This is a genomic window from Mesorhizobium sp. M7A.F.Ca.CA.004.04.2.1 (genome assembly GCF_004022825.1).
Taxonomy (GTDB): Bacteria; Pseudomonadota; Alphaproteobacteria; order Rhizobiales; family Rhizobiaceae; genus Mesorhizobium.
This window is the reverse complement of sequence record NZ_RZPH01000678.1, coordinates 1-2,782: the sequence shown is the minus strand read 5'-3', so window position 1 is coordinate 2,782 and position 2,782 is coordinate 1. Positions and strand designations below refer to the sequence as shown.

The window sequence follows — 2,782 nt, the reverse complement described above, 5'->3', positions numbered from 1 at the left end:
AGCCCGATCCGAAGGATCCCGACACCGGCCGCCAGAACAATCAAGGCCTCGAAGGCATGGCGATGACGCCCGACGGCAAGTTCCTGATCGCCGTGCTGCAGTCGGCGGCCAGGCAGGACGGCGGCGATTCCGGCTCGACCCGCCAGAACACCAGGGCGCTGGTCTATGACACGTCCGACCTCGCCCATCTCAAATTGGCGCACGAATATGTCGTGCCGCTGCCGGTGTTCAAGGATGCCAAGGGCAAGACCAAGGTCGCCGCGCAGAGCGAGATCGTGGCACTCTCCGACAAGAGCTTCCTGATGCTGGCGCGCGACAGCGGCAACGGCCAGGGCCTGAAGGGCGACGCCTCGCTCTATCGCCAGGTCAACGTCGTCGACCTATCCACCGCGACCGACATCGCCGGCGGCGCCTTCGACGGCGCTGACAGGCCGGTCGCCCCCAAAGGCGTCGTCGACCCATCGGTGACACCGGCCAAGCTGACGCCATTCATCGACATCAACGACAGTGCCGAGCTCGGCCGCTTCGGCCTGCACAATGGCGCGCCCAATGACCAGGATAACCTGTCCGAGAAGTGGGAGGCGATGTCGGTGGTCAGCGTGCTCGATGCGAAGCTGCCCGACGACTACTTCCTGTTCGTCGCCAACGACAACGACTTCCTCGCCCAGGACGGTTTTCAGGTCGGCGCGCCCTACAAGGCCGAAGACGGCGCCAATGTCGACACCATGTTCCTAGTCTATCAGGTCACGCTGCCGGGTTTGGCCAAGAAGTAACGACCACTGCACGGACGGGCGCGCTTGGCGCGTCCGCCTGGATGGCACCATCAACCAAAAGGCCCGCTCCCGGAAACGGTAGAGCGGGCCTCCTACTTTTACGCGAGTTTTGGTTTTCCACTCAGGTATATTTTCTTGTAAGCCTCGAAAACCGTCTCTAGATCGAATTTATCTTCCAACGCTGGAACAAGATTCAGAAGAGACTTCATTCCTGACAGCAAAGAGAACGCCAGGATCGAGGCCGCCTCCTCAAGTTCGCTTTCGGTGATCGACGGTTCGATCTTCAGCTCAATCCAACCAGGTCGAATTTCATGGAGATGTCGAACGAGCGAGGTCCAGGTCACATGCGCCGCGTCAGCGGATATTTCCCGGTAGACATGGGTCTGCCTGGGAAAGGGCGTCTGTATGTCGGAAATTTGGAACCTCCCCTTTGCCCCGGCACTTCTCCTCAAGAACTCTTGCAAGTGCTTTTCCGCTTCTTTTGCAAGCTTTCCTCTGCCGTTCGCCATGAATTTCTTGGCACGTGATCGCCGACTGACCTCGTCGTCAGATCGCAAGAGATCGATGTATCCGTCCTCGGTCTCAGCCAGAAACAAATGCACCGAGCATTCGATCGCTGAGCGGCAGGTCGATCGAAATGCCAAATCTCTGCCAGCATCAACTAGAACTAATGCCGACTGCGTTTCGGAAAGCAGCCGAGCCAAGAGTGCCAGCGCTGCAGACTTTCTTTCAGCGTGCTCAGCGTCACACAAGTCGATCTTGTCGAGTTCCAACACATCGACGCTTCCTAGAAATTCGCCAAACCAATCGCGCCAAACCTTGCGTATTGGCATAGCCGTCCCCATCCCCATCTGCGGCACTAGCATAACCACATCGTGCCTTGCCTCTCATAGCTTGAGTTGCAGCAACCGGCCAACACATAGCAGGTTCATCCGAACGCCCCGTAGAATCCGCGTGCAGACAAAGCGACCTGATTGAGTCGCGCACAAGCCGCACTGAAATCTTGCGTCACAGTGAGGCTGTCGCAAAGCGACTTTCTCGATGGGCACGCCTGTCGCTACCATGGCGTAGCACTGTCGCTCGATGAATGAGATAGTAGCGACATGGAAAAGCAAATGACGATGTCGAACGGCGCCAAAATCAGGGAACTGCGGGAAGCGGCCGGCATGACCCAGGACAAGCTGGCCGCTATGAGCCGAGTCGACAGACGTACCGTCCAGCGTGCCGAGCAAGGAACACGGCTGCAGATGGAGACTCTGTCGAGCCTGGCTGCTGCACTGGGCGTGCTTGTCGCCAACATTATCGTCAACGGCGCCCGCCACGAAGACATCGACAATCTCGACGCAAAGAGCCTTGTGGTACTAAATCGGATCAGGTCCGGCATGATGTTGATGAATATTGTGCGTGACAGCTATGAGGGAACGATCTCGTGCGAAGCTGAGCCGACATCAGAGAACATCGAGGCCCTGTCAGCGGTCATCACGAAGCTCGAGTCGCTTATGCCTCAGCCTTGGGAACGGCCGCATCAGCGACTGTCATTTCCGCTGTCGGAAAGATTGAAGGCGGCAGTGGAGGTAGGCGAGCAGCTCAGACAACTCGAAGGATGGGGAATCGCTTTTTATGCGGGCACCTACACCGCCCGGACTCAAGTTCCGACGTGGGATGGTGATCACGGTGAAATGTTCATCTCCAGCCGGACCCCGTACGAGCTGGTCACTATCTGTCGCGTGATTGTAGCCCATTCCGGCCAGGGCGACCGGATCACGACTAAGGCCAATGACATCTTTGTCCCAACAAAGCCGCTCTCGGACGCGTCGACCGAAAACGACAAGAAGCCTTTGGACGACGAGATACCTTTTTAGTTCCAATCTAGCTGAGCTGGATTGAGGTATCATCAAACCTGGGACATCCACGAGCTCTCTCAAGCGCTAACGGCGGCGTAATACGAAATTAGGAAATGATTAACCAACACAGTCTATGGTCTCAGGCATGACGAAGAAAATTTTTTT

Annotated in this window: 3 protein-coding genes; 2 read left to right on the top strand and 1 reads right to left on the bottom strand. The window is 57.1% G+C overall.

Going from position 1 to position 2,782, the window contains the following annotated elements:
• Positions 1-773 (top strand): esterase-like activity of phytase family protein (locus EN893_RS25085; RefSeq protein ID WP_164901085.1); only part of this gene is annotated, 773 nt, incomplete at its 5' end.
• Positions 774-871: 98 nt separating this feature from the next.
• On the opposite strand, the gene EN893_RS25080 is transcribed toward EN893_RS25085, so the two are convergent.
• On the bottom strand, positions 872-1,606 hold the full coding sequence (locus tag EN893_RS25080; RefSeq protein WP_127272720.1) for a hypothetical protein: 735 nt from the start codon (positions 1,604-1,606) through the stop codon (positions 872-874).
• A 282-nt stretch (positions 1,607-1,888) separates the two neighbouring features.
• On the opposite strand from EN893_RS25080, the gene EN893_RS25075 reads away from it, so the two are divergent.
• Positions 1,889-2,635 (top strand): helix-turn-helix transcriptional regulator, encoded by a 747-nt coding sequence (locus tag EN893_RS25075; protein ID WP_164748915.1) that lies wholly within the window; start codon positions 1,889-1,891, stop codon positions 2,633-2,635.
• Positions 2,636-2,782 lie beyond the last annotated feature (147 nt).